Origin of the sequence: Rhizobium sp. BK591 (assembly GCF_014195045.1) — a bacterium.
In the GTDB taxonomy this organism is placed as follows: Bacteria; Pseudomonadota; Alphaproteobacteria; order Rhizobiales; family Rhizobiaceae; genus Rhizobium; species Rhizobium anhuiense.
Window position 1 is genome coordinate 153,992 of the sequence record NZ_JACIAZ010000001.1, and the last position, 26,384, is coordinate 180,375.

General features: G+C 60.9%; 31 protein-coding genes. 16 read left to right on the plus strand and 15 right to left on the minus strand.

Going from position 1 to position 26,384, the window contains the following annotated elements:
* Window position 1: 1 nt before the first annotated feature.
* From FHX10_RS00685 to hemP, 3 genes are read right to left on the minus strand one after another with little or no spacing between them, the layout of a single operon-like run.
* Window positions 2-931 (minus strand): hemin ABC transporter substrate-binding protein, encoded by a 930-nt coding sequence (locus tag FHX10_RS00685; protein WP_097595706.1) that lies wholly within the window; start codon window positions 929-931, stop codon window positions 2-4.
* 11 nt (window positions 932-942) lie between these two features.
* Window positions 943-1,992, minus strand: coding sequence for a hemin-degrading factor (locus FHX10_RS00690; RefSeq protein WP_097595707.1), 1,050 nt, complete (start codon window positions 1,990-1,992; stop codon window positions 943-945).
* Between the two features lie 8 nt (window positions 1,993-2,000).
* Entirely contained in the window at window positions 2,001-2,183 is a 183-nt protein-coding gene (gene hemP, locus FHX10_RS00695; RefSeq protein WP_028758866.1) for a hemin uptake protein HemP, read from the minus strand.
* Between the two features lie 156 nt (window positions 2,184-2,339).
* On the opposite strand from hemP, the gene FHX10_RS00700 reads away from it, so the two are divergent.
* The 5 genes from FHX10_RS00700 to FHX10_RS00720 all read left to right on the plus strand — a co-directional run bounded on the left by FHX10_RS00700 (window position 2,340) and on the right by FHX10_RS00720 (window position 5,287).
* The gene (locus FHX10_RS00700) at window positions 2,340-2,762 is read left to right on the plus strand and encodes a hypothetical protein (RefSeq protein WP_063474687.1); all 423 of its coding nucleotides are present in this window, start codon (window positions 2,340-2,342) and stop codon (window positions 2,760-2,762) included.
* Window positions 2,763-2,819: 57 nt separating this feature from the next.
* Window positions 2,820-4,178 carry an energy transducer TonB gene (locus FHX10_RS00705; RefSeq protein ID WP_184389023.1) on the plus strand — a complete coding sequence of 453 codons (1,359 nt, stop codon included), beginning with the start codon at window positions 2,820-2,822 and terminating at the stop codon, window positions 4,176-4,178.
* Between the two features lie 108 nt (window positions 4,179-4,286).
* Window positions 4,287-4,694 (plus strand): DUF2325 domain-containing protein, encoded by a 408-nt coding sequence (locus FHX10_RS00710; protein WP_028758869.1) that lies wholly within the window; start codon window positions 4,287-4,289, stop codon window positions 4,692-4,694.
* Entirely contained in the window at window positions 4,691-4,963 is a 273-nt protein-coding gene (locus tag FHX10_RS00715) for a hypothetical protein (protein WP_028758870.1), read from the plus strand. The genes FHX10_RS00710 and FHX10_RS00715 overlap by 4 nt, the downstream gene beginning before the upstream one ends.
* A 9-nt stretch (window positions 4,964-4,972) precedes the next feature.
* Window positions 4,973-5,287, plus strand: coding sequence for an antibiotic biosynthesis monooxygenase family protein (locus FHX10_RS00720; protein WP_097595709.1), 315 nt, complete (start codon window positions 4,973-4,975; stop codon window positions 5,285-5,287).
* A gap of 137 nt (window positions 5,288-5,424) precedes the next feature.
* Here FHX10_RS00720 and FHX10_RS00725 read toward each other — a convergent pair whose 3' ends face one another.
* Both FHX10_RS00725 and FHX10_RS00730 read right to left on the minus strand, forming a co-directional pair.
* Window positions 5,425-5,796: a DUF423 domain-containing protein gene (locus FHX10_RS00725; protein ID WP_047618751.1), complete on the minus strand. Its 372-nt coding sequence runs from the start codon at window positions 5,794-5,796 to the stop codon at window positions 5,425-5,427.
* 47 nt (window positions 5,797-5,843) lie between these two features.
* Entirely contained in the window at window positions 5,844-6,251 is a 408-nt protein-coding gene (locus FHX10_RS00730; RefSeq protein ID WP_028758873.1) for a group II truncated hemoglobin, read from the minus strand.
* A gap of 165 nt (window positions 6,252-6,416) precedes the next feature.
* On the opposite strand from FHX10_RS00730, the gene FHX10_RS00735 reads away from it, so the two are divergent.
* The 6 genes from FHX10_RS00735 to FHX10_RS00760 all read left to right on the plus strand — a co-directional run bounded on the left by FHX10_RS00735 (window position 6,417) and on the right by FHX10_RS00760 (window position 11,321).
* Window positions 6,417-6,980: a TetR/AcrR family transcriptional regulator gene (locus FHX10_RS00735; RefSeq protein WP_097595710.1), complete on the plus strand. Its 564-nt coding sequence runs from the start codon at window positions 6,417-6,419 to the stop codon at window positions 6,978-6,980.
* Between the two features lie 18 nt (window positions 6,981-6,998).
* Window positions 6,999-7,340 carry an SMR family transporter gene (locus tag FHX10_RS00740; protein WP_097595711.1) on the plus strand — a complete coding sequence of 114 codons (342 nt, stop codon included), beginning with the start codon at window positions 6,999-7,001 and terminating at the stop codon, window positions 7,338-7,340.
* Window positions 7,341-7,532: 192 nt separating this feature from the next.
* Window positions 7,533-8,318 (plus strand): ThuA domain-containing protein, encoded by a 786-nt coding sequence (locus FHX10_RS00745; RefSeq protein WP_183844608.1) that lies wholly within the window; start codon window positions 7,533-7,535, stop codon window positions 8,316-8,318.
* 9 nt (window positions 8,319-8,327) lie between these two features.
* The gene (locus FHX10_RS00750) at window positions 8,328-9,371 is read left to right on the plus strand and encodes a Gfo/Idh/MocA family protein (RefSeq protein WP_028758594.1); all 1,044 of its coding nucleotides are present in this window, start codon (window positions 8,328-8,330) and stop codon (window positions 9,369-9,371) included.
* A 103-nt stretch (window positions 9,372-9,474) separates the two neighbouring features.
* Window positions 9,475-11,010, plus strand: coding sequence for a winged helix-turn-helix domain-containing tetratricopeptide repeat protein (locus FHX10_RS00755; RefSeq protein ID WP_184389026.1), 1,536 nt, complete (start codon window positions 9,475-9,477; stop codon window positions 11,008-11,010).
* 98 nt (window positions 11,011-11,108) lie between these two features.
* Window positions 11,109-11,321: a hypothetical protein gene (locus tag FHX10_RS00760; protein WP_028758592.1), complete on the plus strand. Its 213-nt coding sequence runs from the start codon at window positions 11,109-11,111 to the stop codon at window positions 11,319-11,321.
* Here FHX10_RS00760 and FHX10_RS00765 read toward each other — a convergent pair whose 3' ends face one another.
* From FHX10_RS00765 to FHX10_RS00790, 6 genes are all read right to left on the minus strand, one after another.
* A complete protein-coding gene (locus tag FHX10_RS00765; RefSeq protein WP_184389027.1) occupies window positions 11,322-11,717 on the minus strand; it encodes a DUF1236 domain-containing protein in 396 nt (131 codons plus the stop codon).
* A 129-nt stretch (window positions 11,718-11,846) separates the two neighbouring features.
* Window positions 11,847-12,959 (minus strand): ABC transporter permease, encoded by a 1,113-nt coding sequence (locus tag FHX10_RS00770; protein WP_184389030.1) that lies wholly within the window; start codon window positions 12,957-12,959, stop codon window positions 11,847-11,849.
* Window position 12,960: 1 nt separating this feature from the next.
* Window positions 12,961-14,088 (minus strand): ABC transporter permease, encoded by a 1,128-nt coding sequence (locus FHX10_RS00775; RefSeq protein ID WP_047611563.1) that lies wholly within the window; start codon window positions 14,086-14,088, stop codon window positions 12,961-12,963.
* Window positions 14,085-15,842 (minus strand): ATP-binding cassette domain-containing protein, encoded by a 1,758-nt coding sequence (locus tag FHX10_RS00780; protein WP_132573180.1) that lies wholly within the window; start codon window positions 15,840-15,842, stop codon window positions 14,085-14,087. Before FHX10_RS00780 ends, FHX10_RS00775 begins: the two co-directional genes overlap by 4 nt.
* Window positions 15,839-16,849, minus strand: a complete 1,011-nt coding sequence (hlyD, locus tag FHX10_RS00785; RefSeq protein WP_183844613.1) for a secretion protein HlyD — start codon at window positions 16,847-16,849, stop codon at window positions 15,839-15,841. The genes FHX10_RS00780 and hlyD overlap by 4 nt, the downstream gene beginning before the upstream one ends.
* The gene (locus FHX10_RS00790) at window positions 16,846-17,547 is read right to left on the minus strand and encodes a CerR family C-terminal domain-containing protein (RefSeq protein ID WP_132573178.1); all 702 of its coding nucleotides are present in this window, start codon (window positions 17,545-17,547) and stop codon (window positions 16,846-16,848) included. Before FHX10_RS00790 ends, hlyD begins: the two co-directional genes overlap by 4 nt.
* Before the next feature lie 449 nt (window positions 17,548-17,996).
* Here FHX10_RS00790 and FHX10_RS00795 point away from each other — a divergent pair, with 449 nt between their 5' ends.
* Window positions 17,997-18,149: a hypothetical protein gene (locus FHX10_RS00795; protein WP_009988813.1), complete on the plus strand. Its 153-nt coding sequence runs from the start codon at window positions 17,997-17,999 to the stop codon at window positions 18,147-18,149.
* Between the two features lie 248 nt (window positions 18,150-18,397).
* Window positions 18,398-18,712: a hypothetical protein gene (locus FHX10_RS00800; RefSeq protein WP_132573176.1), complete on the plus strand. Its 315-nt coding sequence runs from the start codon at window positions 18,398-18,400 to the stop codon at window positions 18,710-18,712.
* Window positions 18,713-18,742: 30 nt separating this feature from the next.
* On the opposite strand, the gene FHX10_RS00805 is transcribed toward FHX10_RS00800, so the two are convergent.
* On the minus strand, window positions 18,743-19,759 hold the full coding sequence (locus FHX10_RS00805; RefSeq protein WP_028758584.1) for an NAD-dependent epimerase/dehydratase family protein: 1,017 nt from the start codon (window positions 19,757-19,759) through the stop codon (window positions 18,743-18,745).
* A 283-nt stretch (window positions 19,760-20,042) separates the two neighbouring features.
* Here FHX10_RS00805 and FHX10_RS00810 point away from each other — a divergent pair, with 283 nt between their 5' ends.
* The gene (locus FHX10_RS00810) at window positions 20,043-20,999 is read left to right on the plus strand and encodes an endonuclease/exonuclease/phosphatase family protein (RefSeq protein ID WP_132573174.1); all 957 of its coding nucleotides are present in this window, start codon (window positions 20,043-20,045) and stop codon (window positions 20,997-20,999) included.
* A gap of 56 nt (window positions 21,000-21,055) precedes the next feature.
* Here FHX10_RS00810 and FHX10_RS00815 read toward each other — a convergent pair whose 3' ends face one another.
* The 3 genes from FHX10_RS00815 to FHX10_RS00825 all read right to left on the minus strand — a co-directional run bounded on the left by FHX10_RS00815 (window position 21,056) and on the right by FHX10_RS00825 (window position 24,369).
* On the minus strand, window positions 21,056-21,361 hold the full coding sequence (locus tag FHX10_RS00815) for a hypothetical protein (protein ID WP_132573325.1): 306 nt from the start codon (window positions 21,359-21,361) through the stop codon (window positions 21,056-21,058).
* Window positions 21,362-21,477: 116 nt separating this feature from the next.
* Complete coding sequence (locus tag FHX10_RS00820) at window positions 21,478-22,905, minus strand: mannose-1-phosphate guanylyltransferase/mannose-6-phosphate isomerase (RefSeq protein ID WP_047611554.1); 1,428 nt, start codon at window positions 22,903-22,905, stop codon at window positions 21,478-21,480.
* 39 nt (window positions 22,906-22,944) lie between these two features.
* Entirely contained in the window at window positions 22,945-24,369 is a 1,425-nt protein-coding gene (locus FHX10_RS00825) for a phosphomannomutase (protein ID WP_132573172.1), read from the minus strand.
* Between the two features lie 239 nt (window positions 24,370-24,608).
* Between FHX10_RS00825 and ung the strand changes: the two genes are divergently transcribed.
* Complete coding sequence (ung, locus tag FHX10_RS00830; RefSeq protein WP_047611549.1) at window positions 24,609-25,310, plus strand: uracil-DNA glycosylase; 702 nt, start codon at window positions 24,609-24,611, stop codon at window positions 25,308-25,310.
* Window positions 25,311-25,445: 135 nt separating this feature from the next.
* On the plus strand, window positions 25,446-26,378 hold the full coding sequence (locus FHX10_RS00835; RefSeq protein ID WP_132573170.1) for a VOC family protein: 933 nt from the start codon (window positions 25,446-25,448) through the stop codon (window positions 26,376-26,378).
* Window positions 26,379-26,384: the final 6 nt, after the last annotated feature.

The window sequence follows — 26,384 nt, forward strand, 5'->3', positions numbered from 1 at the left end:
ATCAGCCCCCGTAGATCGCCGTGTTGAGATCCCGCGCCGCGGCTGCCGTGCGCGGACCGAAGCCGAGCAGGTAGACGCCGTCCATCCGGATGATCGCTTTTTTCTCGCCTGCTGGCGTCAGCGCGATCGCCGGCTGCGCCAGCAGGTCCTCGTTCTTGGTGCCGGCGCCATCGCCGCGGTTCATCATCAGGATGAAGTCAGGCTTGGCTTCGATGATCGCCTCGTCCGTCAGCGGCTTGTAGCCTGGGAATGCGCCGACGGCGTTGACTGCGCCGGCGAGCTTGACGATGCCGTCGGCTGCGGTGCCGGTGCCCGATGCCATGATCCGGCCGTTCTGGGCGCTGAGGATGAAGAGGACGCGCTTGCGTTCGGCCTCCGGGCGCTTTTCGGCATCGGCGATCGCCGCGTCGAGATCGGCCGCGACCTTTTCTTCAAGTGCCTTCGCCTTGTCCTGCACGCCAAGCAGCGTGCCGACGCGGTCGATCTTGGCGATGATGCCGTCGCGGGTAAAGGCGCTCGGCACGGTCTCGAAGGGTACGCTGGCATTCTTCAGCACAGCCAGCGCCTCCTGCGGGCCTGAACCTTCGACGGCGATGATCGCCGTCGGGTTCATGGCGAGGATGCCTTCCGGCGAGAGTGCACGCATGTAGCCGACGTTCGGCAGCTTCAACGCCGCCTCCGGATAGATGCTCGTCGTGTCGCGGGCGATCAGCCGGCTTTCCTCGCCGAGCGCATAGACGATCTCGGTGATGTCGCCGCCGACCGAAACCAGGCGTGACGTGTCGAGCTTCTTTTCCTCGCCATGGGCGGCGCGCACGAAGGCGAAGCCTTCGATCGGCCGCGCCGTCGGGATCAACGGCAGCGCCATGACGGCTGCCGTCAGGGCCAGTTCCCAGGCACGGATCCGGCGCAGATTGTTACGCATCGTCATCGCTATGATCCTTATGCGGCCACGCTTGCTGCCCGCGGCAGGTTTTCCATGATCTCGCGCCACTCGACGCGTTCGTCGGAACCTTCCTGCCGCTTGCCGAAGAACTGGATGATCATTTCGCCGTTTGCATCGTAAGCCTCCAGCGAGGTGACGTGCCCGTCCTTGGTCGGCTTGCGCACGGCCCAGGTCTCGGCGATGTGATCCTGGCGCAGATGCAGATGGAAGGTCGGGTCCATGATATTGATCCACGGACCCATCGGCTGCACGTTGAAGATCGGGCCGGAATGGATCTGGACGATGCCGTTATTGGCGACGAAGCACATGATCGGCAGGCCTGATTTGACCGAGGCATGCATCATCTCTGCCGTCGCTGTGTTGTCGAGTTTCCAGGCATAGTCGTCGCCGACGCTGCGTACGGCCGCCTGGCGGCCGATCTTCAGGCGCTTCAGCATGCCGAAGAACTCGTGTGTATCGGTGAGTTTGCTCCAATTGTCGCGCAGCTCGTCGCGGCTGACTTCGGCGGTTTCATCGACGGCATTCGAGGTCTCGGCCTCGATAAATTCCTGCGACTGGTCTTCCAGCTTCAACTCGGCGACGATGGCGTGATAGGCCTCGACATTCGAGCTTGGGCGCAGATGCACCTTGTGCACGGCGTTGCCTGATTTGTCGAAATATTGCAGGCTGAGGCGTTCCTGGTCGCCATCCTTCTTGGAGACGGCGAAGCCATGCTCCCAGCGGCTCGGGAAGATGCGCAGGTCGATATTCTCGCCGAGAACGATGGCGGCCTGCGCGCCGCTCTTGATGTTTTCGAAGACGCCGATCTTCTCGTGCACGGCGCTTTCGTTGCGCGACAGCGCCATCACTTCGCCGAGACCGGCGACGCGTTCGAGAAGCTTCAGTGCGCTGCCGTCGATGCGGGTGACGCTGATGCCGGTTTCGGCGGCGACGAGGGCTGCCTCTGATATCTTCAGCTGGGCGGCGATATCGCGCTCGCGCATCTTCGGATTTTCAGCGCGAAACGCACGGATTTCGGCTGGCGCCGGTCTTGTCTGCTCGGTCATGTCCTACCCTACTTATTGAGAATGAGCTTGCCCTGACGGGTGATCTTCAGGCGGTAGACCACGCCGTCATGTCGAATCATGATCTCGTTCGTGCCGCGGAAAAGATCCGGGCTTTCGACGATCCGGTGCTGCGCCGCAGGCTCGCTCTGCAGCGGCACATGCTTAAAGTTATCTGGCTTTTCAACCATCATTTCGGTTGGCAATTCCGTGAAGCCGGTGATCGGGATCGCCGGTTTTGATGACAATTAACTTGACTTTCTTACTCATAGTTTTTTAAAGACGCAATAGGAGACTAATGCAGTCAAGTTTTTGAGATTGCTGATATCGGGACAATGGCGGAGAAGATTATGGCGGTGAGGTTTGCGGCTGTTACGGCTGGCATGGCGATGGCGGTTTCAAGCATATGCCAGGCGCAGGATGCGGCAACCGCCAAGCTGGATATCGAACTCAACGCTCTGGCGCCATCGCAGAAGGGCTGCATGATGACCTTCGTCGCCGAGAACAATCTTCAGGCGCCGATCAACAAGATCTCCTTCGAGCTCGCCTTCTTCAATGACAAGAATGCCGTCGACCGCATCACCGTGCTCGACTTTCGCGATCTGCCGCAGGGCAAGAAGCGCGTGCGCCAGTTCGATATGCCGAACGTGAAGTGCGAGACGGTCACGCGCATCATCATCAACGACACGCCGGTCTGCGACGGACCTGTTGCCGGCGAATGCATGAAGGGTCTGGTCACCCGCTCGCAGATTTCAGTTCCCTTCGAGGGCTAAAAATACGCCGGGGATGAACTCCGGCGGACATGTTTCAGGCTGTCCGAGGCATACACAATGGCAATTTCAGCGAAGTCCAGATCGAGACAGGTGCTCATCGCGGAGCCGGACGCTGGCGGCAGCCTGAACGACAATATCCCCGGCATGCATCCCGGCCACGAGCTTTCCGATCTGCGCAATGCGCAACGGCAGCCGGCCGGCGAGGCGATGGTCCACTATGCGCGTTTCGCGCAGATACCGTCTTTTCCCGACCATCCGGAAGCCGCGCCGGCGGCTCCCGTTGCTGCGCCTCCGATGGATGCGATGGTAGAAAAGCAGGAGGATGAAAAGGCGCCCGTGCGGCGGCGGGTGGCGCTGACTTGTATCGGTTCGTTTTTCTTTCACGCCGGTCTGGTGGCGGCTCTTGCTCTGTTCATGCCGAAACCACCGAACAAAGTGATTGAAGATGCCGGCGAAGCCGTTAGCGTCATCGTGTATGGCGATTCCGATGTTGACCAGACCTCCGCAGGTGATCCGGAGCTGGAAGTGAAGCCGGAAGAAATTGCCGCAGAGGAGGTTAAGCCGGATGCGGTTCAGTCGACTAGCGAGACTACCGAATTTCAGCCGACAGAGATACAGCCAGAGCCGACTCAACCAGTCGAGGCCGAACCTGTAGAAGCCGTGCCGCCTGCCCAGGAGGTGACGCGTGTTTCGCCCGAGACAGTTGTGGCAGCGGAACCGGAGGTGCTTGTTTCTCAGAACCCCGCCGACACTTTCGTCGCTCAGCCGATGGCAACGGCGGTGCCGGAACTGCCCGTGCCCGATATCGTATCGACCACGGTACCAGAACAGGTGACGACGGCTGCAGTGCAGCCGACCGAAGTTCAGCCGGAAGAAGTGAAGCCTGTCGAGGTCGCTGAAGTCCCGCCGGAACCCGAAGAAAAGCCAGAGGCGAAACCGAAGCCGAAGGTTGAGAAGCCGAAACCGGATGAAAAAAAGCAGCCTCGGAAGAAGGTGCAGCCGGCAGGCGGAAAGAAGGGCTCGGATAGCCGGGACTCGACGAGGGGCGTTGCTACTGGTGCACAGGAGGCGCCACAGTTTGACGGCATGTCGACAACAGCTGGCAGAGGCGACGGCACAGGAAGCGCGGCGGTGGCCAATTATCCCGGCAAAGTGCAGAAGCGTATTCGCCGTGCAATTCGGGTGCCCGACGAATACAAGAGGATGGGCGGCGCCATGTCTGTGCGTCTCAAATTGACGATTGATGGAACGGGCAGGTTGGCGGCTGTCTCCGTCGCCGGCAGTTCAGGAATTGCAGACTTGGATAAGGCTGCTGTCGATGGCGTACGCCGTGCGGCGCCGTTTCCACCCTTACCCCCTGAGTGGGGTAAGCCGAGTTGGACCTTTACCCAAGAGGTTCAAGTCACGGCTCGATAAATATGATAAAAATAATCAACTTTATACTTTACTCTAAAAATCAAGTTTAATAAGGTCCACCCGCACACGCAGGAATCGTGTGACGATCAACGAGTGAACGGGTGGTATATGGCTCGCAAGGGCAAGAAGGGTTCGAACCGGGAGGTCCGCGACAGCGCGGGCGAGGACGCTGCTCAGGCATCCACCGGGCGATCCAAACTGGATGGCCGCAGTTTCCTCTATGTCGGCGGCCGCGACTGCCAGGTGGCGCATCTTCGCCAGATCTGCAGCAATTTCGGCGCCGAGCTCATTCATCACGACGGCGGCTTGCGCGAAGCGGTTTCCCGCATCGATACCGTTCTTCCCTCGGTCGACTGCGTGTTCTGCCCGATCGACTGTATCAGCCACGATGCCTGCCTGCGGGTGAAGACCGGCTGCAAGAAGTTCGGCAAGGCCTTCATCCCGCTTCGCAACGGCAGCAAATCCAGCCTGGAGCGTGCGCTGCAGACGATGAACGAACGAGACAATGCAAGATGAACGACCAGCGCCCCGACGGCTTCACCATGATCGGCCTGCACAAGCTCGCCGCGCAGACCGGCGAGGGCCTCGTGCCCGAGCTCTACGCACTTTTCCGGCAGCATGCCGAACGCCAGAATATCCACCAGAATGTGACGCTGTTCCCGACCTGGGAAGCGCGTATGCCCGGAGAAGCCGCAACAAGACCGCTTGGCCAAGCGGCGGCAAACGGTAATAATATCCTCGCTTTTCCCTCGCGTTCCGCAAGGGCGGGCAAGAGGCAGGCGTAGGGAGATTCCATGTATATCGCAATGAACCGCTTCAAGGTCGCAACCGGAAGCGAAGGTGATTTGGAGACGGTCTGGCGCAACCGCGATTCCAGCCTGCCGGAGGTGCCCGGTTTCGTCGAATTCCGGCTGCTGCGCGGCAAGGTCAACGAAGAGGAGGGCTATACGCTCTATTCCTCGCACACGGTCTGGAAAAGCGAAGCGGATTTTCAGAACTGGACGAAGTCCGAAAGTTTTCGCGCGGCGCACCGCAATGCCGGCGATCACAAGGCGATCTACAAGGGGCCGCCGGTTTTCGAAGGCTTCAATGTGGTTGATGGCGTTTGATTGCAGTTGGTGCGGCGTGATTTAGCTCTTAGCGAAATCTTGATTCTGTCTTCAGCATGGCCCCACGCACACCCTCATTCCTGTGACAGGCACAGGAATGAAGGAGGAGAAGACGTGAGCAGTCAGCAAAAACTCTCTCAAGCCTTAACCCGGAAGACAGCGCCCGCGGCAACGGCCAGCCAGCCAAGCATCATCGCCCAGCCGCCGGTCGGTGCGGCATAGGGGAAGAGGCTGGAGCCGGTAAAGCGCAAGGTGACGAGATCGCCGGCAAAAAGCAGCGTTCCGACAATCATCAGAAAACCGGCCAGCCAGGCGGTTCTGAGCCTGGCGTTGCCGAGAGCCAATGCCAGCAGGGCCGGGGCGTGGGCAAGGCACATGGCGGATGCAGATGCCGCAAGATTGGCTTCGCCGCCGCCATGGGCGGCAAGGGCGGCGAGCCCCACGCCGGCGACGCCGAACAGGCCGGCAAAGAGATAGAGCACCGGCTCCAGACGCGCGTTCAAGCTCATGGTCAATCCTTATCGCCAGATGGCCTTATAGTCAGAGGGCCTTATAGTCAGAGGGCCTTATCGTCAGGGGCCTTGTTCTGCATGTGATAGGCGAGCCGTTCGACCGGCGCCCAGATGAGATCGCGCAGCGCCTGGCTGGCAATGGTTTCATCCATGGCACGGCGGAAGCAGAGCAGCCACTCATCGCGCTCGACAGGGCCGATCTCGGCGACGAAATGGCGGCTGCGCAGGCGCGGATGGCCGCGCTTGTCGGTATAAAGCGGCGGACCGCCGAGATATCCGGTCATATATTCGTAGAATTTCTCTTCGCTGCCCTGAAGGCTCGGCGGATGCACGGCGCGCACGTTCCTCGCCTCCGGCAGCCTGTCCATCAGTTCGTAGAAGCGGTGCGTCAGCGCCCGCACGATGGGATCGCCGCCGATCGCCTCGTAAAGTGTGGTGACTTTCTCCGTCACGAAACCATCCCTGAATACATCTGTCCCCGCCTCTACATGCACCTCTGGGAAAACGATCGCAACCGTCATCAAGGTGCCGCGGCATTTCGCGCATAATCCCGGTATCGCAGGGGTTCCAATCGATTCCTCTTGACAAAACCGTCCGGACGGTATCTTTTAATCTGCATGTCGAACGCTCATCATCGCAAGAAACAGCCCGCTCTCGTGCGCCAGCAATTGCTGGAGGTCGCGGCGCGCCTTGCTGCCAGCGAAGGCATGGCTGCCGTCACGCTCGATGCGGTGTCGGCCGCCTCCAGCGTCAGCAAGGGCGGGCTGCTGCATCATTTTCCGACGAAGAATGCGCTGCTCGATGCCCTGTTCGAGAGCCTGCTCGAAAAGTTCGACGCCGATATAGAGGAACTGATGCGCGGCGATCCGCAGCCGCAGGGCCGCTTCACCCGCGCCTATCTCAGGGCGGTAGCCGGCCTAAAGGATCGTCCCGACGATTCCAGGGGGTGGACGCAGGTAACGATCGCGCTTCTGGCCGAACCCCGGCTGCGTCTTCGCTGGCGCCAATGGGTGCAGGCACGGGCGGAGGAGTACATCGGCACCGACTCCTCCCTCGATGCGCAGGTCGTGCGTTTCGCCGCCGACGGACTTTGGTTCGCAGATACGTTGGAAAGCCATGATATCGACGGCGTTCTGAGGCGGGATCTCATCGATCGCCTTGTCGAACTGACCGGCAAGTAATCCGAAAAGGAATTCGCCATGAGCCAGGCTGCCGTCTACGGGCTGCTGTTTGCAGCCATCGTGCTCGAGGTCGTCGGCACGACCGCGCTGCAACTGTCGCAGCAGTTCACCCGCATCGGGCCGACGGCACTCGTCGTCGCCTGTTATGCGGCCGCCTTCTATTGCCTGTCGCTGACGCTGAAGAGCATCCCGGTCGGCATCGCCTATGCGATTTGGAGCGCTTTGGGAATCGTGCTGATTTCCTCGGTCGGTCTGGTCTTCTTCAAGCAGCGCCTCGACCTGCCGGCCATCGTCGGGCTCGGGCTGATCGTCACAGGCGTTATGGTCGTCAATCTCTTCTCGAAATCCGTTTCACATTGATATTGCTGTGGTATTTCCAGGCGGATTTTCCGCCTTCGTCCGACAAATTTTCCCCTTTGTCAAAATACTGACAAAGGTCTATGTGTTCCTTGGACGTGGAGGAGACGAGGCGCAGCCAGCGCCGTTTTCCAAAGCGCTTTGAATCCTGCCTTCCCGCCTATCGATACTTCCAGGTTTCTACAGGAGCACATCATGGCCATTCGCACCGTCGTCTGGGGAGAGAATATCCACGAGAATACCAATGCCATCGTCCGGGGCATCTATCCCGAAGGCATGCACACGACGATCGCCAACGCTTTGAATGCCGACCCCAGCATCTCGGCGACGACGGCGACGCTGCAGGAGCCGGAACACGGCCTCAGCGAAGCCCGCCTTGCCGAAACCGATGTCTTGACCTGGTGGGGCCACAAGGATCACGGCGCGGTCTCCGACGTCGTCGTCGAGCGTGTCGCCAAGCGCGTCTGGGAAGGCATGGGGCTACTCGTGCTGCATTCCGGCCATTTCTCCAAGATCTTCAAACGGCTGATGGGCACGCCCTGCGCGCTGAAATGGCGCGAGGCGGGTGAGCGCGAGCGTCTGTGGACGATCAATCAGCGCCATCCGATCGCCGCCGGCATCGGCGAACATTTCGAACTCGAGAACGAAGAAATGTACGGCGAGCAGTTTTCGGTGCCGGAACCGCTCGAAACGGTGTTCATCTCCTGGTTCCAGGGCGGCGAAGTGTTCCGCTCGGGCCTGACCTGGCGCCGTGGCGCCGGCAACATCTTCTATTTCCGCCCCGGCCACGAGACCTATCCGACCTATCACGACGTCAATGTCCAGAAGGTGCTGATCAACGGCGTGAAGTGGGCCTATAACCCTGAGGGCTCGTTGACGGGTATCACCGACGCTCCAAATGTGCCGGTAGAAAAAGCACTGGAGCCGATCGTCGAACGCGGCCCGAAACTACACCAAGCCGGCGAAGCCGGTTACCGCTGAGGAGCATCCATGCGATTACTCGTTCTTGGCACGGGCGTGATGGCGAAAAACCAGCTCGCCCGCTTCCCCCTCATCGATGGCGTGACAGTGGTTGGCGCCGTCGACACCGATCCCGATCGGCTTTCGGCCTTCGCCGACAAATTCAACATCGAAAAGCGGTTTCTTTCCCTGGAGGAGGCGATCGCCTGGGGTGAGTTCGATGCGGCGACGAACGTCACGCCCGACCGCATCCATCACCCGACGACGATGGCGCTGATTGCTGCGGGCAAGCACGTCTTCTGCGAAAAGCCGCTGGCGGAGAATTATGCGAAGGCGCTGGAGATGACGGAGGCGGCCGAAAAGGCCGGCGTCATCAACATGGTGAACCTTACCTATCGCAACGTCGCGCCGCTGCAGCGCGCCCGTGAGATGGTGCTCGCCGGCGAGCTCGGCACGATCAGACACGTGGAAGCATCCTATCTCCAGAGCTGGTTGGTGTCGCGCGCCTGGGGCGACTGGCGCACCGAGTCCACCTGGTTGTGGCGGCTTTCCACCGGCCACGGCTCGAATGGCGTGCTCGGCGATGTCGGAATCCATATTCTGGATTTCGCCGCCTATGGCGCGGCGACCGACATCGACCACGTCTTTGCGCGGCTGAAGACCTTCAACAAGGCGCCGGGCGGTCAGATCGGCGAATATCTGCTCGACGCCAATGACAGCTTCACCATGTCCGTCGATTTCGCCAATGGCGCACTCGGCGTCATTCATGCCAGCCGCTGGGCGACAGGGCATCTGAACGAGTTGAAGCTGCGCATTTATGGCGAGAGGGGCAGCCTCGAGGTCATCCATCGTCCCAACGGTTCCGAGCTGCATGGCTGCCTCGGCGAGGATGTCGAAACCGCCACCTGGACGAAGATCGAGGTTGAACCGGTGGCGACCAACTATGAGCGTTTTGCCGAGGCCGTGGCAAGCGGCATCCAGCCGGACCCGAACTTCCGCCACGCCGCCAACCTGCAGAAGGTGCTCGACCTCGCCATGGTGACCGAGCGCGAACGGCGCGAGCTGAAGGTCTGATCCTGTCCGCTGGATAAGCCGCCGTTCATCCGACGGCGGCTTACGCAGCGCATCGGCGCGTCATCGGCTTTTCGTTTGCGAGGTTTTGACGCTATGCTTCTGCATGGGCAGCTCGAGGCTCTCCTTTGGTCCGTTCCTTTACGATCCCGTGACAGGAAGCCTGTGGCGGGACGGGAAATCCGTTGCGGCGGGACCGCGACCGGTCGCGCTGCTCGGCTTGCTGCTGGAAGCTGAGGGCCGGGTCGTCACCAAGGCGGATTTGATGGACCGGGCCTGGACGGGGCTTGCCGTGGAGGAAGGCAACCTTACGGTTCAGATTGCCGCGCTCAGGAAGCTTCTCGGCGCACGGCCGGATGGCACGGAGTGGATCGTCACCGTTCCCAGGGTCGGCTACCGCCTGCCGCGCCAGGAGGATGGCAGGATGGCGCCCGTGGCGTCGCAGCCGCCTTCCGTCGCGGTTCTTCCTTTCGTCAATCTCGGCGGCGATGCCGACCAGGATTATTTTGCCGACGGTGTGGTGGCGGAGATCATCACCGCCCTTGCGCGCTTCCGCTCCTTTTCCGTTGTCTCGCGTCATTCCGCCTTCGTCTACAAAGGACGCAGTGTCGATGTGCGAGAGGTGGCTCGAGAACTGGGCGTGCGCTATGTGCTCGAAGGCAGCATCCGGCGGGAAGGGGCGCAGGTGCGTATCAATGTACAACTGGTCGACGGCGTGACCGCGACCAATCTCTGGGCCGATCATTTTGAAGACGGCATCAGCCACGTCTTCGCTTTCCAGGACCATATCACCGAACGCGTCGCCTCGATCGTCGAGCCGGCGATCGAGATCGCCGAAATCCAGAGGTCACGACGTGACCGGCCGAACAGTCCGGCAGTTTACGATCTCTATCTGCGCGCCCTTGCCGCGATCATCGACGAGTCGATCGAAAGCAATGCCGCCGCCTATGCCTTGCTGCAGGAGGCGCTCGCCATGGAGCCGGAAAATGCGATGCTGCTTTCGCATGCCGCCTGGGTACTCGAACATCGCATTACCATGGGCTGGCCGCGGCTCGGGACGGACGACAAGGCGGAATGCGTCAGTCTTGCCCGGCGCGGGCTTCAGCATTCGGCCGGCGATCCCCGCGTGATGGCCCATTGCGGTATGGCGTTGCTGCAGACAGGCAAGGATTATGAAGGCGGCATGGCTGTGCTGGAGGCGGCCGCTGCCGCCAATCCCAACGATCTTCTGGTCGCGGCTTGCTCCGGCATTGCGGCTTTGCACTGCGGCGATATCGAGCATGCGCTCGAGCGCCTGCATCGCGCCCTGAAATTGGGACCCCGCGATCCGGATGCGCGTTTTTCTCTGACGGGCATCGCCATGGCCGAAATCTTTCGCGGCAATTACGAGGAAGCACTTTCGTTTGCGTCACGCTCGCTGGCGCTGAACGCCCATTTCGATCCGACTTACTGGATGCTGATCGCCGCACACGCGCATCTCGGCAATATGGAGCAGGCGCGGCAGTTCCTGCGCGCGCTCGAGAAAATGGCACCTGATGTGACGCTGGAAGGCATTCTGGCGGGGCAGCCGGCCAAGAATCCCCAGCGTTTTGCGCCGGTTCTGGAAGGGCTGGCGCGCGCCGGGATGCGGCCGCGGCCATAGGCTTTTGCAAGTTTTTGCAGTTTTTAGTCGGACTTTGAGGACCTAGCCCCGTTGCGTCAGCCACGCTGATCCGATCAATCGGGATGGAGGGTCGGCTGATGCTTTCCAGCATGCATATTCTGTCGCTCAAACAGGGCAAGCTTTATGGCGAGCGAATTCCGATAGAGACGCTGCCGCAGGAGTTCAAGTTGCCACAGCGCCTTATCCTTCTGTTCTCGCTGATCGGTAGCTGGCGCGAGCGTACGAAAAAAGGCCCCACCGAAGCGGGGCCGGAAGTTGCCGAGCCGCAGCAGGCGGCTTCGGTTGCCTGATTATTCGATGACCTGCACCACACGGTGGGTGCGGGGTTCGACGATCACGCGTTGATTGTTGATGACCGTATAAGCATATTTCGGGTTGTCAGGGACCGGCGTTACGACGACGTCTGCCGGAAGCGGTTTGCCGACGACGATCGGTTCCTGGACGACCACGGAAACAGTCGGGGCCGGCTGCTGCTGGACATAGGTCACGACCTCGCGCGGCGGCGGGTCGACAACGGCACCGGCGACACCGCCGGCCACGCCGCCAATGGCAGCACCCACGGGGCCGCCGACGATCGCGCCGGTGATGGCGCCACCGGCTGCACCGGTCACGGCGCCATCAGCGAGCGCATTGGTTGCAAGAGACGACAGCGCAATAGCGCTGGAGACAAGTAGGACCTTGTACATTTTGCTTCTCCTTACTGGGGTTGCGTTTGGGTAACGACCGCGCCAATTCGAGGTTCCAGCAGGAGAGGGTCACGCTTTGGAAGGCTGATTCACATTGTGTGAGGTGGCCCAGGCATGGGTCGGGATGCCTTATTCCAGCCGCCGGCGGAAGAGCCAGGCGGCGGCGCTGAGTGTGACGGCGGCGATCAGCGCCAGCGGGATCGTCTGGTTCACTACCTCGCTCAAGGGGATATCCTTGAGGAAAACGCCTTTGACGATCACCAGGAAATAGCGCAGCGGATTGATGAGGGTTATCGGCTGCAGCCAGCTCGGCATGTTCTCGATCGGCGTGGCGAAGCCTGAGAGCAGCATGGCCGGAACCATGAACAGGAAGGCGCCGAGGATCGCCTGCTGCTGCGTCATCGACAGCGCCGAGATGAACAGGCCGAGGCCGGCCACCGAACCGAGATAGAAGATCGCGCTGCCGTAAAGCAGGAAGAGCGAGCCGCGCAGCGGCACCTCAAAGAGGAAGGCGGCAGCCAGGATATAGACGGTGATGTGGAAGAGGCCGATCATCATCGGCGGGATCAGCTTGCCGATCAGGATTTCGTGCATGCGCAGCGGCGAGACCATCAGCTGGTCGAAGGTGCCGAGCTCGCGTTCGCGAGCAATCGACAGCGCCGTGACGATAAGCCCGATCAGGAGCGCGATACTGGCGATCAGGTTCGGCACCATGAACCATTGGTAGGTGAGGTTCGGATTGAACCAGTTGCGCGGCACTGTCGAGACGATGTCGGCGCCGGCCCGTTTGCCGGCCGGCGTCTCGGCAGCAAGGCCGGCGCCTATCTGTGAGAGGTAGCCGGCGACGATCTGCGAGGCGTTGGAGCGGCGGCCGTCGAGCACCACCTGCAGGTCGGCCGGCGCTCCCGCCTCGATATTGCGCGAAAAATCCGGGCCGATCTCTATCGCCGCAATGGCTGTCTGGGTATCGATCGCCACCTGGATATCCGCCTGGCTTCCCGCCATCTCGATCCGGCGAAAGGTCGGCGAGCCATCGATACGCTCGATCAGTTCCTGGCCCCAGTGACCACTGTCGCGGTTGAGGATCATGATATCGACATTACGGACTTCGAGAGTTGCGGCGTAGGAAAAGACGAGAAGCTGGACGATCGGCGGGCCGATCAGGATGGCGCGACCCTTGGGATCGCGCAGCACGGCCAGCAGTTCCTTGACGATGAGGGCGTAAAGCCTTGTCCATCCCATCTCAGCCGATCCTCTTTCTGGTGCTGCGGGCGGCAAGCATGAACATGATGGCGCCGATCGTCAGCATGACCGATATCGCCTTCACGAACATCGGCCAGATGTCGCCGGCGAGGAAGACCGTCTGCAGGCTGGGGATCAGGTAACGCGCCGGCACGATGAAGGTGATCCACTGGATCACGGTCGGCATGGAATTGATCTCGAAGAGGAAGCCCGACAGCAGGAAGGCCGGCAGAAATGCTGTAATCAGCGCCAACTGCGAGGCGAGGAACTGGTTCTTCGTTACCGTCGAGATCAACAGGCCCTGGCCGAGCGCCGGGATCAGGAAGGCGGCCGAGAGTGTATAAAGGGCGGCGACGGAACCGCGGAACGGCACGCCGAAGAGGAAGACCGCAAGCAGCACGCAGAGCGTCATCGAGGTGAGGCCGAGCAGGAAATAGGGCAGGATCTTACCGGCGAGCAGTTCGACCGCCGTCACCGGCGTCGCCATCATCGCCTCCATGGTGCCGCGCTCCCATTCGCGGGCGACGACGAGCGAGGTCAGAAGCGTGCCGACCAGCGTCATGACGATGGCGATCGAGCCCGGCACGAGGAAATTGCGGCTGGTCAGTTCAGGATTGAACCAGAAGCGCTGCTCGACCGCGATGGCGGGACTATGCGAGGCGACGTCCGCCTGTCTCTGCCGCTCCCAGTTGGCGACGGCGCCCTGGGCATAATTTTGCACGAAATTCGCCGTGTTCGGATCGGAGCCGTCGACGATCACCTGGATATCGGGACGGTTGCCGGCGGTGTAGCGGGTGGTGAAATCGGCGGGGATAACGACGACGCCGCGCACCTTGCCGACCACGAGGTCTTCTTCGAAAAGACGCCGGTCACGGCCCATCGCCACATCGAAATAGCGTGAGGCCTGGAAACTGGCCGACAGATCCTGCGTCAGCGGCGTCATCTCCTCGGTCACGAGGCCGATGCGGGTGCGGGTGGTATCGAGCGAGACGCCGTAGCCGAACAGAAAAAGCAGGATCAGCGGCAGCACGAAGGCAATGAGGATGCTGCTCGGATCGCGGATCGCCTGCAAGCTTTCCTTGCGCACCAGGGCTGAAAGACGCCGAAGCCGACCGGAGGAGACACTCATGCGGCATCCTCCACTTCCGATTGCTGTACGAGGGCGATGAAGGCATCCTCCATCGTCGGGTCCGGCTGCTCCTTGGTCGCGACCCGCGCCTTCAATTCATCGGGCGAGCCGAGCGCAATCGAGCGGCCGCGATAGATCAGTGAGATTCGGTCGCAATATTCGGCCTCGTCCATGAAATGGGTGGTGACGAGCACGGTGACGCCCTTCTCGACCAGCGCATTGATATGCGTCCAGAATTCACGCCGGTTGATCGGATCGACGCCGGAGGTCGGTTCGTCGAGGAAGAGGGCGCGCGGCTCGTGCATAACGGCGCAGGCAAGCGCCAGGCGCTGCTTCAGGCCGAGCGGCAGATCTTTGGCGGGTTCGCCGGCATGGCGACCGAAATCGAAAATGCCCGCCATCAGGTCGATGCGCTCGCGCCGGTGTTTTCCGCGAAGGCCATAGACGCCAGAGAAGAATTCGAGGTTCTGCATGACGGTGAGATCGCCGTAGAGCGAGAATTTCTGCGCCATGTAGCCGAGCTGGTTGCGGGCTTCGGCGGCATCACGGCGAAGATCGAAACCGGCAACGCGGCCTTCGCCGCCGGTCGGCTTCAGCAGGCCGCAGAGCATCTTGAAGGTGGTGGACTTGCCGGCGCCGTTCGGACCGAGCAGGCCGAAGATCTCGCCGCGGCGGATATCGAAGCTGATATCGTCGGCAGCGGTGAAATCACCGAAGCGCTTGGTCAGGCCCTTGGCCTCGATTACCGGCCGGTCGTTCTCAGCCTTCAGCGACTGCTGAGCTTCTGCGAGCCTGGAGCGGCCACCCGGACCGCCGCCCAACATATCGATGAAGGCATCCTCGAAGCGCGGCGGTGCAGGGGCGAGTGTTGCGCCATCGCCGGCCTTGCTGATATCGGGCTTCTTGTCCTTCGCCGCGACCAGGCGGATCGCCTCGCCCTGGATCACGCCGTCGATGACGCCATCGGCCTGTAGGAGTTCGGCGAGCACCTGCCGGCGGCGGCCGGTGACATTGGATACCCTGAAGACCCGGTCCTTGACGCGCTCGGTCATCTCCATCGGTTTTCCCGAAAAGAGCAGCTTGCCCTGGTTCAAAAGCAGCACGTGATCACAGGCTTCCGCTTCGTCCAGATAGGCGGTCGACCAGAGCACGCCGATGCCTTCCTTCGTCAGGTTCTCGACCATCTTCCAGAGGTCGCGGCGCGAGATCGGATCGACGCCGACGCCCGGCTCGTCGAGCAGCAGCAGGCGCGGCTTCTTCAGAAGCGCACAGGCAAGGCCGAGCTTCTGCTTCATGCCGCCGGAGAGTTTCCCGGCCAGCCGGCCGGTGAACCGCTTGAGATCGGTGAAGGTGAGTAGTTCGTCGAAGGCGCTCGCGCGTTCGCTCTTCGGCAAGCCACGCAGATCGGCATAAAGATCGAGATTTTCCCGCACCGAGAGATCCTCATAGAGGCCGAAGCGCTGCGGCATGTAGCCGATCGCCGCCTGGATGCCGGCTGCATTCTTCCTGGTGTCGAAGCCGAGAACCTCCATCGTTCCCGTGTCGGGCAGCATCAGACCGGTCATCAGGCGGATCAGCGTCGTCTTGCCGGCGCCGTCAGGGCCGACGAGGCCGGTGATCGCGCCGCCGCCGATCGTGCCGGAGACGGTGTCGAGGGCGGCGGGTGCGTCGCCGAAGCGCTTGGTGACGCCGTCGATCCGGACGAGCGGCTTGTCGTCCGAACCTGTCAGCGAGCCGGTCTCGGCGGCAATCATTGTCCGCCTGCCGTCGGCATGGGAAGGCGCACGGTGACCGGCATGCCCTGGCGCAGATCCGGGCCGGGCTTGTCGATGACGATCCGCAGGCGATAAACGAGGTCGGTGCGGAGTTCCGGCGTCTCCACCGATTTCGGAGTGAATTCGGCGACCGGCGAGATGAAGCCGATCGTGCCTTCGTAGGGCTTGTCGGGCGCCGTATCGGAGGCGACCGAAACCTTCATGCCGGGGTGGATGCGGCCGAGATCGGGCTCCGCAACATAGGTGCGCACCCAGACGGGCTCGGTCAAGGACAGCACGAAAACGGTATCCGCCGGCGAGACGATGGCGCCATTTTCCCGCACGCGGGAAAGGATGACGCCGTCGTTCGGGGCGCGCAGTTCGGCATCTTCCAGCGAGGTGCGGGCTGAGGCCAGGGTTGCCTCGGCAGCCTTCACCTGCGCGTCGGCGGCGGCGATATCTTCGACGCGTGACCCCTCCTGCAGCAGTTTCAGCGCCTCGTTGGCGGATTGGGAGCGGGCGGCGGCCATCGCCCGTGCAGCGGTCGCCTGGTCGAGGCTCGCCTCGGAAATCGTGCCCTGCGGGCGCAACTGGCGGGCGCGGTCATAGGCAAGGTTGGCATTCTGGAGATCGGCGAGGCTTTCGTCATAGGCGGCGCGCGCCTGGGCGATTTCGGTCGGCCGTGGGCCGGCCTTCAGCTTGTCGAGCGTCGCTCGAAGGGCTGCTGCATTGGCCTCTCCGGAGCGGACAGCGAATTGATAGGGGGCGGCGTCGAGTTTCGCCAGAACCGTTCCGCTCTTGACCACATCGCCCTCGTCCACGCGCAGTTCGGAGAGGCGTCCGCTGACGCGGAAGCCGAGCGAGACCTGGCGGATATCGACATTGCCGTAAAGGACGAATTCTCGGCGGGCCTCGGCTTGCCAGCCGAGCTTTTCGGGCAGGCCGTACCACCAGGCGGCGGCACTCGCCGCAAGGAGGAGGATGGCGAGAGGAAGGATGCGTTTCATGCTGCGCCTCCCTTCGGCGAGCCGAGGACATCAACCAGTTCGGCGGCGAGGCCCCGCAAGGTTTCCACCTGTTCCGGGCCGATGGTGTCCCATTCCATCTGGGCAAGCACTGCCGCGTGGGTGACGCGAAAGACCAGGATGCTGCCGAGAAGATTGAAGGTGCGCAGGCGCACATGTTCCGAGGCGGGGTCTTCGCGAAGGATCGCGCCGATCAGCCGCCGGCCCATCTCGATCATCGGCCGCATAATACCTTGGTAGACCTTCGCAAAAGCCTCGGTCGGCTCCATCTGCTCGCGGATCAGGAAGCGCGCCCACGATTCGGATTCCTTGCCGACGAAAAGCGTCACCATGGTCTGTAGAATTTCGGTGAGGAAGAGGCGGGCCTGAGCTTCGGCGAGGCGTTCGCCCGCGGCGTCGAGCGCCAGCAGATGCGTGCCGATGCGCGCCCTCATGTCGCCGACATGCGTGTCGATGCGGGCCATCAGATACTCGGCGGTGGCGATGTAGAGACCTTCCTTGCTGCCGAAATAATAGGGAATTGCCTGCAGGTTCACGCCGGCGGCCTCTGTCAGCTGGCGTGTCGAAGCACCGTCGAAGCCGTACCGGCCGAAGACGTCGAGAGCGGCGGAGAGCATCTTCTGCCGCGCGATATCGGCGCGGGCGGAGGCCGGTGGCTGTGCGTCATGTTCTTGGGTCATGACAGATTTATAACGCCGTTAGGTAATTAAGTCAATCGATTGATATATTCTTGGCCGAATTGGCGGTTTATGCCTTCACTGGGTGCAAAGGTAGCAAGACAGGAACGTGGCATCGCTCGTGGCGGCTGCATGATCGGATTGGGATCGAAATGTGCCGTTCAGCGGTTCAACGTCGATCGGAACAGGTGATATCGGCTGTTCTGGAAAACGATTCGAAAGAAAGCAAAGAGGCCCGTGGGGAACGGACCTCTCAGGGTTCTCGGAGTGGGAAGAGGAACCAAGCCTCGGGGTCGGCTGCTAACAGGGTAGTGCTGCAATATCGCTAATTTTCACGACACTAATGTGTCTGGTATCAGCCGGCTGCGACCCAAAAGCCTGCCACTTTTTCGTGAAGCCTATGGCCATGTTTTGACACAAAACTGCCTTGCTCTTTCCGTATCGCCGGTTCGATGCGTATTCAGATTTATATCATTGCGCTCCTGCTCAGCGCCATCATGTGGTCGATCTCATTCGATGCGGCCCGGGAATCCTATCATGCCGCGCAAAGCGCGGGATTGATGCCGAACCTGCATATCAACAAGAAGCTGGATCGCATTCTGTAGACTGCGATGTAGCTCCCAGGTCCTTGCCGATTGCGTTCTCGGCCCGCGGCCGGGACCCTGTTTCTTTCTGCGTATCGAGCCCTTCCGGACAGAAAATCAAATTTCTTAAAATTTGACCGATCCGCTTAAAAGCGCTGAAAATACTGATGTGTAGAGTGATCTCATGAAAGCGACCGAAGCGTGGACAGACGCATCGATCGTTTGAAGCCGGGCTGAAAGCCCGCCGATCCGCAAACGGGGACCTCGACATGCGCAGAACTCTTACCGCCATCGCCTTGACCGTGACCATCAGTGCCACTGCCGGGCCGGCCTTCGCTATGGGCCCCGCCAGCCTTGCCCGCGACCTGATGTACACATCCGCCATCGGCCATTCGCCTGAGGTTCCCTTGACCACACGCGCCGGTTTCGTGCGCCCCGGCATTCCCCTCGTCCTGCGCAGCCCCGTGACGGTCGAGGGTGAGGGTTATCGGCTCAAGACCTATTCGCGGAGCCTGACCGTTGTCGTCGACTATATGTTTTCGAAGGCGGTCGATGTCGTGAGCGCGGTGACATTTCTCCGCTGACGGGATCGACTGGAAACAGTTCAGCAATAATTAGGCGCCAAGTTCGCCGCGTACGTCGAGATACCAGTCGACGAAGGCCTTGACGCCGACATCCAGGGTCGTATCCGGCTTGTATCCCGTCAACGCGACGAGCAGATCGGGGGCGGCGAATGTGCGCGGCACATCACCCTTCTGCATCGCCAGCATCTTGCGGATAGCGGGACGGCCGAGCGCCTTTTCCACCGTTTCGACAAAATTCATTAGGCTGACCGGCTGGCCTCCGCCAATATTGACGACACGAAAGGGTGCCTGGCGCGAAAGCGTTTCGATGCCCGCGTCGTCGAGGCGGTTTTCTTCGCTCGGGGTGATTGCCGACAATCTGACGATCGCTTCAATGAGATCGTCGATATAGGTGAAGTCACGGCTCATATTGCCTTCGCCGTAGATCTCGATCGGCTGGTCTTCCAGCATGTTCTTGGCGAATTTGAACAGCGCCATGTCGGGCCGGCCCCATGGGCCATAAACGGTGAAGAAGCGAAAGGCCGTGGTCGGAATCTTGTGAAGATGGGCATAGCTGTGCGCCATCAACTCCATCGATTTCTTCGTCGCGGCATAGATGGTCAGCGGCTCGTCGGCCCGATCGGTCTCGCGAAAGGGGACGGTCTCATTGGCGCCGTAGATCGATGACGTGGAAGCCAGCATCAGGTGACGGACGTCGACGCGCCGCGCGATTTCCATGATGTTCCACGAGCCTTCGACGTTCGAACGGAGATAGGCCTCGGGATTTTCCAGGCTGTAACGCACGCCGGCCTGCGCGGCGAGGTGGATCAGGATGTCGGGCTTGGCTGCCAGAACAGCCGATTCCAGCGCCGGCCGGTCCTCGAGCATTGATATGACGGGTTTGAACGCCGGAAACTGGGAGAGTGCCGCATGGCGCATCTCCTTGAGCTTGATGTTGTAATAGGGAGTGAGGCCATCGAAGCCGGTGACGTCATGCCCTTCCTGCAGCAGGCGCCTGGCCAGATGAAAACCGATAAAGCCGGCCGTACCGGTAATGAAGTAGCGCATTCCCACCTTTTCTCGGCTCCCTGCCGACGGCAAAGAGCCGATTCCGCATCAAAGTGCCCCCACTTACAAGATAAAAAGAGGCCGAGTCGATAGGTCTTTGAAAGAGACGGCAAGAGCTTCGTCTCGGCTGCCGTCGGCCCGCCCGCCGCTGTCTTGCCGGATGACGGCCGGCCGCCGATCTTTGCCGTGCCGGCCAGCCGTCCCTCCCGGGCATTATGCTGCATTGCAACATTGAGGCTTGCATGTTATGGCCGGCTGGTCGTCTGCAAGCAGGTCAGGATCGATGAGAAACATAATCTATTGGATTCTCTGCGCGTTTCTGACCGTTGCCATCTCGATCGTGTCGCTGCGCTATGTGACGAACTTCTGGCTGCTGTCCTTCGTCTACAGCTTTCAACTCCACCTCGGTGTCGTCTTCGTTGCCGCCAGCCTCGTCATTCTGGCCGTCAAAAGGCAGATCTACGGCTTTATCCTTCTGCTTGTCTCGCTTCTTCTCATCGCACACGGCGTCGTCATGCTGCGCGAGTTCTCGCAGGATGGCAGAGCAGCGGACACGCCGCCGCTTTTTCGTCTGATGTCGTTCAACATTGCGATCGATAACTGGAAAAACTCGACCGAAATTACCGATATGGTGATTGCGTCGAATGCCGATGTCGTCAATCTGCTCGAAGCCAAGCCGCTGACATTCCATCTGCAGCAATTGTTCAAGGCCTATCCCTATCATATCGGCTGCGACAGTGGGAAAGATACGTGCGATACGCTGGTGCTGTCCAAGCGCCCGTTCGTCAGCCGGCAGGTCGCAAGCATGGGCAGCCTCCGAAAAAACAGGCTGGTGATATCGAGCGTCGACTTCGGCGGCGAGACCATCAATCTGGTGTCGGCGCACCTGACCAAACCATATTTCGACGATTTCCAGATGGCCGAATTGGAAGATCTCGGCAAAGTGCTGGGTTCGATCGACGGTCCGCTGGTGTTGTCAGGCGACTTCAACTCCTCGGTGATCGCTCCAAGCATCCAAGGTTTTCTGCGTGAACAGAAGCTGAAAACGATCGTGCCGGAACCGGCAACATGGCCGGTTGCCGCCGGCGCGCTCGGGATCGCCATCGACCATATATTTGCCCGCGCGCCGCTTCATCTGCGATCACTGAAACGTCTCGATGACAATCTCGGCTCGAACCATTCAGGCCTTATCGCCGAATTCGTTCTCGACAAGGGTGGCGAAACTTCACCGGCAAAGTGAGCTAGCCGGGGGCAAGATGACCTTGCCCGGGGCAAGAGAGCTTGCCGGGGGCAAAGTCAAAATCTCGTTCTGCCGCCTTTTTTGTCGATCATCTGAAATTTCTCGCCGTCGGTCTTCACGCTGACGCAGTCGGTCGACTTGTTGGGAAACCGGACACACACCTGGCCGTTGGTGATCTTATAGCCATTGGCGTTGCCCTTGCGATATTCGTAACCGTTGCTGCTTTCTTTCAGCTCCGACGTGCCCGGCAGGTGCTGGCGAATTTCAGCCTCGCTTGCGGTTCGCATCTTTCCCGTTTCGGCTAACGCAATTCCCGGCAACATGACTGAAAGAAATCCGGCGAGGGCGGTCATGATACGCATCAGGGGGATATCTCCAGTCATGTCTTTCGGTGCGCCCATTCTACGAGAACTCCGAGAGCGAATTCAACAGCGAAGGTGGTCGCGCCGCAGGCCGACCAGCGGCTGCGGCTGCGATTTTACGTTCTTCCGAACTCATCGACGATACGGATGATGTCGTCTTCGCCGAGATAGGAGCCGGTCTGCACCTCGATGAGTTCGAGGACGATCTTGCCGGGATTGGCGAGACGATGAACTTCGCCGAGCGGAATATAGACGCTCTCGTTCTCGCGCAGCATCCGAACGGTCTCGCCGACTGTCACCTCGGCCGTTCCCTTGACGACGACCCAGTGTTCGGAGCGATGGTGGTGTTTTTGCAGCGAGAGCTTCTTGCCCGGCGTGACGAAGATGCGCTTCACCTGGAAACGATCGCCGTTGAAGATGGAGGTATAGCCGCCCCAGGGACGGTAGGACGTCGGATGGGTTTCGGCGAATTTCGCCGTGGCGGACTTAGAGGCCAGCATCTTGACCAATTGCCCGACATTCTGGCTGTCTTTGAGCGGCCCGACATAGACGGCGTCTTCGCTGGCGATGACGGCGACATCATCCATGCCCTGGACGGCAAGATGCACGCCATGGGTCATGACGAGCGAGTTGCGGGTATTGACGACGGTGGTGTTGGCGGCGGCGACGTTGCCGTTGTCGTCGCGTGCGCCTGATTTCCAGACGGCATCCCAGCTACCCATGTCCGACCATTTGAACGGTGAGGGGACGACAGCCGCCTTGGACGTTTTTTCCATGATCGCATAGTCTATGGAGATATCGGGGCTCTTGGCGAAATGGTCGGCGTCGAGGCGGGTGAAATCGAGGTCGCGGCTTGCTTTCGAAACGGCCTTGCTGGCCGCCTTCAGCACATCGGGCGCATATTCCTGCAGTTCGGCGATGAGCTCCGCCACCGGGAACATGAAGATGCCTGAATTCCAGTAGAAGCCGCCGTCGGCGAGCATCCGTTCGGCCGTTTCCAATGCCGGCTTCTCCACGAAGCGGACGACCTTGTGCGCACCGTTTTCGAGGGCATCGCCGATCTCGATATAGCCGTAACCCGTCGCTGGCTCCGTCGGCGTGATGCCGAAGGTTACGAGCTTGCCGTCGGCAGCGGCGTCGCGGGCGATGCGGATGCAATCGAAATAGCTCTTGTCGGCGAGGATCTCGTGATCCGAGGCGAGCATCTGGATGATGGTGTGCTTGCCAAAGAGGTCAGCTGCAAGCGTTGCGGCCGCGGCCACCGCTGCGGCTGTGTTGCGGGCGACCGGTTCGAGCAGGATCGCTGCGAGCGGGATGGCGCGCTCGCGAGCCTGTTCGGCGACCAGGAAGCGGAATTCTTCATTGGTGACGACGATCGGGGCTTCATAGAGTTCGGGATCGGAAACGCGTTCGAGAGTTTCCTGAAACAACGTCTTGTCGCCGACGAACTGGATGAATTGTTTCGGTGCGGTGGCACGGGAAAGCGGCCAGAGCCGCGTGCCTTTGCCGCCGGCCATGATCACGGGAACGATTTTCTGCGTCATAGGCGGGTTCCTTGAGATAAACGGCTTGTTCGTCACATGTTACCGGGCGCCTGCCCAGTCTCTTATTCGATTGAGCCCTGTCTTCAGCAAGTCCAGGGCTGCAGCTTCGCTGCCGGCCTCCACGTAGCAGCGCATCTCAGGCGCATTGCCGGATGGGCGGAAGTGAATGATCCCGCCATCTCCTAGCGTCACCCGAAGTCCGTCGATATCGGATTTCGCGGCCACCTCGCCGATCGGCTGCAGGAAAGCCCGGAGATTTTCTTCCGAGGCGCGCAGATGCTCCATCAGTGCCGCGCTCGTCTCCACCGGAAAATTCTCCAGCCGATCGGCTGCGGCAAAGGGCAGGTGATAGGAGGCGGCAATGGCTGAGAGCGGCTGCCGGCGGATAGCGGCGAGCGACAGGATTGCGAGCATCGGGACAAAACAATCACGCGTCGGCAAGGCGCGCACGGCTCTGCCGTTGATATCGAAAGGGGTTGCTGTCAGCAGCCCGCCATTGGCTTCAAAGCCCATGACATGATCTTCGCCGGCGGCTACGGCCTCTTCCATACCGGATATGACGAAGGGCGAGCCGACGCGGGTGCGCCTGACGGCGAAAGAGCCTGCGGCCTCGATGCCGGAATTTGACGTAACCGGTGTCACCACCGTCCCGGCGCGCAAGAAATTGGCTGCCACAAGGCCGAGAAGGTCGCCGCGCAAGGGGGCGCCGGTTTCGTCAGCGACCAGCGGACGATCGCCGTCGCCATCGGTCGAGACGATTGCATCGAACTTGTGCTCGGACACCCAGCGCTTCATCAGCGTGATCGTCTCGTCGGAAACAGCCTCGGTATCGACGGGGATGAAACTCTCCGAACGTCCGAGAGCGGTAATCTCAGCGCCGTAATGAGCGAGAACGTCAACCAGCAGATCGCGGGCGACGGTGCTGTGCTGGTAGACGCCGATCTTCAGGCCGGACAGCGCGCCTTGCGGAAGCAGGGCGGCATTGCGTTCAAAAAAGAGCTGCCGGCAGATCGCTTCATGATCCTCCGTCTCGGCCGGCGCCTGCGTCACCGCTTCACCGCTTCGCTCGATCTCGGCCGCCGATGCGGTAATTGCCGTCTCGTCCGATTTGTCGATCTCGCCATCGGGACGATAGAACTTGATGCCATTGCGGTCCGCCGGAATATGCGAGCCCGTAACCATCAGGCATGCGGCGTTGCTCTCGAGGCCATAGAGAGCAAGAGCGGGTGTGGGGACATTGCCGCAGTCGAATATCCGGAAGCCGAGCGCGGCGAGCGCACCTGCACAATTTCCTGAAATTTCGGGGCTTGAATCGCGAAAATCACGGCCGATCAGAATGACGTCGCCGGCCTGCGCCTTGCCGGTCTGCAACAGATATTTGCCGAACGCGGTGGCGTAGAGAGCAGAGGCGCGTCCCTTGAGATCGACTGAAAGTCCGCGAAGGCCGCTCGTGCCGAATTTCATAGGAAGACATGGCTCCGATTGCACGATCAAGTTTCTACTCAGGCCGCCTGCCGGCGTAAACACCAAAGCTCACATATAGTTAAACACGGAGGATGATGTTTCACGCAGGCTTTTGCAATCTTCTCTTGCTGAATTCTGAGGGCGTAGACCCATTGCTGATCCAGCAGGCATTGCAGCGTAGGTCGATTTTGTTAGAACCGTGTGTCTGTTGTTTCGTCCTATGCGAAGGATTTTCCTAGATGAGCGATACATCCGTCAGTCTCGAGGAGAGTTGGAAGGCTGCGCTGGAGGGGGAGTTTTCAAGCCCCTACATGCAACAGCTCAAATCTTTCCTCGTCGCGCAGAAGCAAGTCGGAAAGCGGATTTTCCCCAAGGGCAGCGAATATTTCCGCGCCCTCGATCTGACGCCGATCTCCAACGTCAAGGCCGTCATCCTCGGCCAGGACCCCTATCACGGGCTCGGGCAAGCCCATGGGCTGTGCTTCAGTGTCCGGCCGGGTGTGCGCATCCCGCCCTCCCTCGTCAATATCTACAAGGAGATGGAAACGGATCTCGGCATAGCGCCGGCACGTCACGGTTTTCTCGAGCATTGGGCAAGACAGGGCGTGCTCCTGCTGAACAGCGTGCTGACCGTCGAGGAAGGACAGGCGGCGGCTCATCAGGGCAAGGGATGGGAGCGCTTCACCGACGCCGTCATCCGCAAGGTCAATGATGAATGCGAATCCGTCGTCTTCATGCTCTGGGGTTCCTATGCCCAGCGCAAGGCCGCCTTCGTCGATACGACGCGGCATCTCGTGCTCCGGGCGCCGCATCCCTCGCCGCTTTCGGCCCATAACGGCTTTTTCGGCTGCGGGCATTTTTCGAAGGCGAACGCCTTCCTGCAGTCGCGCGGACGAGAACCGATCGACTGGCAATTGCCGGCTAATCCCCATGAAGCCTAGATGTGAACGTAAGCGAGCATTCGTTCACTAAAAGAAGACAATGCGTTTTGATCTAAGGGTCTGTTCCGCAGGAGCTGCAGCGCGCATCTTAGCCTCATTGAAAGCCCGCAACGGCGGGCATGAAAGGGGTCTCACATGCTCGATCAGATCAAGGGTCTGCACCACGTCACGTCGATGGCGCAGGACGCCCGCACCAACAACCAGTTTTTCACCAATGCGCTCGGCCTGCGCCGGGTCAAGAAGACTGTCAATTTCGACGCGCCTGACGTTTATCACCTTTACTACGGTGACGAGATCGGCACGCCCGGCAGCGTGATGACCTATTTCCCGTTCCCGAAGATGGCGCAGGGCCGTGCCGGCACCGGGGAGGTCGGCACGACTGTGTTTTCCGTTCCGCAAGGCTCGCTCGGCTTCTGGAGCGATCGCTTGGCCGCGCTTGGTCTCGGCGGACTGAAGGCGGAGGAAAGTTTCGGCGAAAAGAGGCTGAACTTCTCCGGTCCCGATGGCGACGGCTTCGCGCTCGTCGAGGTCAGGGATGATGCGCGTCAGCCCTGGACACAGGGCGGCATCAGCGAGGACCATGCCATTCGCGGCTTCCACTCTGTCGCCATGCGGCTGAGGGACGAGGGCGCCACGGCCGAACTCCTGAAGTTCATGGGCTACGAGGTCTCTGAGGAAAGGGATGGCGTCAAGCGGCTGATCAAACCCTCCGGCAATGGCGCGCATCTCATCGATCTCGAAACCATGCCGAACATTGCCCGCGCGCTTCCCGGCGCCGGCTCCGTTCACCATGTCGCCTTCGCTGTCGAAAACCGCGAGAAGCAGCTCGAAGTGCGCAAGGCACTGATGGACACCGGCTACCAGGTCACACCAGTGATCGACCGCGATTATTTCTGGGCGATCTATTTCCGCACGCCGGGCGGTGTGCTGTTCGAGGTCGCGACCAATGAGCCCGGCTTCGATCGCGACGAAGATACGGCCCATCTCGGCGAAGCCCTGAAGCTGCCGCAGCAGCACGCCCATCTTCGCGCGCTGCTCGAGCAGCATCTGCAGCCGCTCGAAGCGTAAGGAGAG